Source organism: Rhodococcus sp. NPDC059234 (assembly GCF_042754225.1).
GTDB lineage: Bacteria > Actinomycetota > Actinomycetes > Mycobacteriales > Mycobacteriaceae > Rhodococcus_G.
On the sequence record NZ_JBHZAH010000193.1, the window covers coordinates 1 to 5,120 of the forward strand.

At 74.0% G+C, this 5,120-nt stretch carries 2 protein-coding genes; one reads left to right on the forward strand and one right to left on the reverse strand.

What is annotated here, in order from left to right; genetic code table 11:
- Positions 1-4,612 (reverse strand): amino acid adenylation domain-containing protein (locus ACFXGJ_RS23945; RefSeq protein ID WP_378625750.1); only part of this gene is annotated, 4,612 nt, incomplete at its 3' end.
- A 103-nt stretch (positions 4,613-4,715) separates the two neighbouring features.
- Here ACFXGJ_RS23945 and ACFXGJ_RS23950 point away from each other — a divergent pair.
- On the forward strand, positions 4,716-4,991 hold the full coding sequence (locus ACFXGJ_RS23950; RefSeq protein WP_378625751.1) for a hypothetical protein: 276 nt from the start codon (positions 4,716-4,718) through the stop codon (positions 4,989-4,991).
- Positions 4,992-5,120: the final 129 nt, after the last annotated feature.

Below are 5,120 nucleotides of genomic sequence, written 5' to 3' on the forward strand. Positions count from 1 at the left end.
CCGCACCGCCGCGAAGCGGCAGGGCGGTGTCGCGCTCGGTCGCGGACAGCAGGTCGAGCGAGGCGACGGGCCGGGCCGCCTCGTGTGTCACGGCCGCGAACGCGAGCCGCAGCCGGTCGGCGATCGCTTCCACCTCGGCCGGGTCGAGCCGGTCCGGCCGGTACTTCAGGGTCACGCGCAGACGGTCGTCCACGTGCGCCAGCACGGTCAGCGGGTAGTGCGTGGCGTCGAAGCCCTCGACGCCTGCCACCCGCAGGCCGGCGACGTCGGTGTCTCGAGCCAGCGCCGAGCGGTCGACGGGGTACGACTCGAAAACGGTCAGGGTGTCGAACGTCGCCGCCGGACCCGCCTCCCGTGCGATCTCGGCGAGCCCGATGTGGTGGTGATCGAGCAGCGCCGCCTGCTCCGCCTGCACGCGGCTGAGCAGCTCGCCGACGGTGTCGCGGGGATCGAACTCGATCCGCACCGGCACGGTGTTGATGAACAGTCCGATCATCGACTCGATCCCGGGCACCTGCGGCGGACGACCGGACACCGTCGCACCGAACACCACGTCGGTGCGTCCGGTCAGTACACCGAGCACCAGCGCCCAGGAGGCCTGCACGACGGTGTTGACCGTCACCCCGAGGTCACGGGCCGTCGCCACCAGCGCCGCGGTCTCCTCGACGGGCAGCGTCAGAGTCACCTCCCCGGGTTCGGCCGGTGTCGCGACTCCGTCGAGCGGAGCCTGCGGAGCGAGCACAGACCCGTCCCCCTGCACCAGCAGCGTCGGCCCGTCGGCGCCTGCGAGGGCCCGGCGCCACGCCTCGACGCCGGATGCGTGGTCCTGCGCGGCCAGCCACCTCAGGTAGTCGCGGTAGTCGCCCACCGGAGCCCGCGGCTCGCGGTCCGCGGCGTACAGGGTGAGCAGTTCCTCGAGCAGCAGCGGCGTCGACCAGCCGTCCAGCAGGATGTGGTGGTGGGTGAGCAGGAGCCGATGCTCCTGCGCTCCCGTCCGGATCAAGGTGAACCGCAGAAGAGGTGCGCGGTCCATCTCGAACGGTGTCGCCCGGTCCGCCGCGAGCAGCTCCCGCCACCGTTCCCGGCCTTCCGGCCCGTCGAGGCCGGACAGGTCGATCTCACTCCACGGCAACGGAATCCGGCCCTCGACGACCTGGTACGTCTCGCCCGCGTCGTCCTCGACGAAGCAGGCCCGCAGGTTCGGGTGGCGATCGAGCAGAGCCTGCCCGGCCCGGCGCATCCGCTCCCGAGACGGTCGACCGTGCAGCTCGACGACGAGCTGGACCGTGTACGCGTCCACCGAGCGCTCCGCGAGGCGGGCGTGGAACAGCAGGCCCGACTGCAGCGGGGTCAGCGGCCACACATCGGACAGCCCGGGTCGCCGGGCCTCGAGGGCGTCGATCTCCGCCTGGTCGAGCGGTACCAGATCGACGTCCGACGGGGTCAGTCCCCCGGCACCGGGAGTGTGGGCGTACGCGGCGAGCGCCCGCAGGGCCTCCTGCCACAGCTCGGCGAGCCGGTGCACGTCGTCGGCATCGAGCACCCCGGCCGGGAACGTCCAGGACGACTGCAGGACAGCGCCTTCCGGTCGCGGCACCACCCCTGCCGCCACGTCGACGACGGCCGTCACCGGCATCCGCGGATCGTGGGCGCCGCCGAGGCCGTGCCGCGCGGTGGGCAGCCACGCCTGCGGATCGTCGCCGGCCCCCGCGGTGATCCGCCCCAGATAGTTGAAGACGATCTGAGGTTCGCGCCACCCGCGCACCCGGGCACCCGGCTCCCCGGTGAGTCCGCGGAGCAGCCCGTACCCGATCCCCCGATCCGGGATCGCCCGCAACTGCTCCTTCACGAGCTTGACCGCCGCACCCGCCGCCGCGCCCCCGGCGAACGCCTCGCCGAGGTCGATCGACGACAGATCCGGGCGCACCGGCGACAGGGTGGTGAACCAGCCGACCGTGCGGGTCAGGTCCGCACCCGGCACCGCCGACTCCTCCCGCCCGTGCCCCTCCACGCCGAGCAGGACGTCGGACCGCGGGGCGCCCCGCTCGGTGCGCCAGCTGACCACCGCCATCGTGAGGGCCGTGAGCAGCCCGTCGAGCACGGCCGCGCGGTGCGACTCGGGCAGCGCGGTGAGCACCGCCGCCGTCACGTCGCGCGGCGCCTCGCACGTCACCACCTCGGTCGTGGCCGCGACATCGCGCACCGGGTCCAGCGGCCGCGACCCGATCGTCGGGTCGTCGCCGGCAAGGATCCGCTCCCAGAGCGGCAGTTCGTGGACGCGCTGCGCGGCAACCTCTTCCAGCGCGAACGCCCACCGGCGCATCGACGTGCCCACCGGCGGCAACGCGGGCACCCGTCCCTCCGACGCCTGTGCCCACGCCGAAGCCAGATCCGACACCAGCACGCGCCACGACACGCCGTCGACGACGGCGTGGTGGACGACCAGCAGCAGCCGTCCCGCGCCGGACGGCCCGTCGAACCACACGAGCTGCACCATCGTGCCTGCGGCGGGATCCAGGCGGTCGGCCGCCGCGTCCGCCGCCGCGGCCGCGCGGTCGTCGAACGCCGCGTCGTCGACCGAGTCCACCCCGACCCGTGTCAGCACGTCCCGGGCGGTGACGGCGCCGACGCCGGAAACGGCCATCCTCCAGCCACTCTCGGTGGCACCGTCCCGCCTCAGCCGGGCCCGGAGCATGTCGTGCGTGTCCAGGACTGCCTGCACCGCGACCTCGAGTGCGGCCCGGTCCACTCCGTCGGGCAGCGCCAGCAGCACCGACTGGGAGAACCGGTCGGTCCGGCCTGCGCTGCGGCGCAGCATCCACGCGAGTATCGGGGTGAGGGGCACCTCTCCGACACCGCCGCCGGGCAACTCCTCGAGCGTCGGCGGGCGGGCGGCGGCGCGCGAGTCGGCCACCGAGCCGAGCCCGGCGACGGTCGGGTGATCGAACACGTCACGCGGGGTGAGCGAGAGTCCCGCCGCCTTCGCGCGCGCCACCAGCTGGATCGACATGATGCTGTCGCCGCCCAGGGCGAAGAACGAGTCGTCCATCCCGACCGTGTCGAGGCCGAGAACCTCGGCGAACAGCCGACCCAGGTTCTCCTCGACTTCGCCCGACGGCGCCCGACCCACCGATGCCTCCGCCCCGAGATCGGGGGTCGGCAGCGCGGCCCGGTCGAGCTTGCCGTGCACGGTCATCGGTAGCTCGGGCAGCACCACGATGTGCGCGGGAACCATGTACCCGGGCAGCCGCGCAGCGAGATTCTGGTGCAGAAGGGCCGTGTCCACCGCGGCCCCGGCGGCGGCCACCACGTACCCGACCAGCCGGTCGGCCCCGTGCCCGACCGCGCGCACATCGGCCACCGCCTGAGCAACGGATCCGTCTGCCGTCAGCCACGATTCGACCTCGCCGAGCTCGATGCGGTTGCCGCGCAGTTTGACCTGCAGGTCGCCGCGCCCCAAGTACACCAGCCGACCGGCCGCGGTCCAGCACACGACGTCCCCGGTGCGGTACATCCGGTCGCCCGGGTCCGCACCGGGTTCGGCGACGAACCGGCCGGCCGTCAGCCCCGGACGCCGGTGGTAGCCGCGGGCCAGCGCCGGGCCCGCGAGGTACAGCTCGCCGGGCACCCCGACCGGCACCGGCGCCAGCCTGCGATCGAGGACTCGCACCCGGAAGCCCGGTCCCGGACCTCCGATCGTGACCGGGTCGCCCGGGATCAGCGGATCGCTGATGCACGCCGCAACGGTCGCCTCCGTCGGACCGTATGCGTTGTACATCTGCCGTCCCGCGGCCCAGCGGGCCACCACGTCGGGCGGGCACGCCTCGCCGCCCGTCAGCACGCACAGCAGGTCGTCGAGGTCGCCCGGGTCCGTCGCGGCGAGCGCCGTCGGAGTGAGGAAGCAGTGGGTCACGCGCTCGGCCGTGAGCAGGTCCCTCAGCTCCTCGCCGCCGTACACGGTGGGCGGCGCGATCACCAGGGTCGCCCCCGCGCCGAACGCGAGGAGGAACTCGAGGATCGAGGCGTCGAAGCTGGGCGACGTGGCGTGCAGTACCCGCGAGCGGGGCGTCGTCCGTCCCAGCCTCTGCGCGTGTTCGGCGAACGCCGCGAGCCCGCGGTGAGTCACCGTCACGCCCTTCGGGATTCCCGTCGAACCGGAGGTGTAGATCAGGTAGGCCGCCTGGTCGAGCCGCAGTGGGGCGGTCCGGTCGGTGTCGCGGATCGGCGAGACGTCTGTGCGGTCGCCGGTGAGGCGGCCGGCGTCGAGCGTCCACCAGCCCGGCGCGTCGGGCAGGACGTCGCGGGACTGCGCGACCGTCAGCCCGAGGACCGCACCCGAATCGCCCAGCATGAAGGCGATCCGATCCGCGGGGTGCGCCGGGTCGACCGGGAGGAAGGCTGCCCCGGTCTTCGTGACGGCCCACAGGCCGATCAGGTACTCGACGCTGCGGGGCATGCCCAGAGCCACCACCGACCCGGGTCCGACACCCGCGTCGATCAGGCTGCGCGCGAGCCGGGTCGACGCGCGGTCGAGGTCGCGGTAGCAGATCTCGTGGCCGCCGAATCGGATCGCCTGCGCGTGCGGGTCGGCCCCCCCCCCCGCCCCCCCCACCCCCCCCCCCACCCCGGGGGGGGCGCCCCCCCCCGCGGCCGCCGCACCGTCGGCCGAGGAACTCGGCGCGACCCTGACGACCTTCTTCGACCCCGCCGTCGCCGTGCCCGACAAGGTCGTGCTGATCGAGGACGGCGCCAAGCAGACCGCCGTGCTCGAGCAGTTCAACGGCGTGCTCCGGGGCTACCCGCTGACCACTCAGGTCACGAAGGTGACCCCGGTCGATGCCGACACGGTGACCGCGACGACGACGATCACCGGACCGCACGGCGGCGCTCCCACCGACGTCACCTTCGACCAGGTGAACGGCAAGTGGGTCGTCTCGCAGGACGCCGTGTGCACCATCTTCTCGATGGGCAAGCTCACCTGCGTGCAGTAAACGTCTTCGGCGGCTGTGGGGGGGGGGGGGCCCCCAACGGGGTGCCCGGGCCCCCCCGCCGCCCCCCCGGGGAAGCCCTGGCCGGGCGGGGCGGGGGGGGGGGGGGGTGCCGGCGCGGGAGCAGGAGCG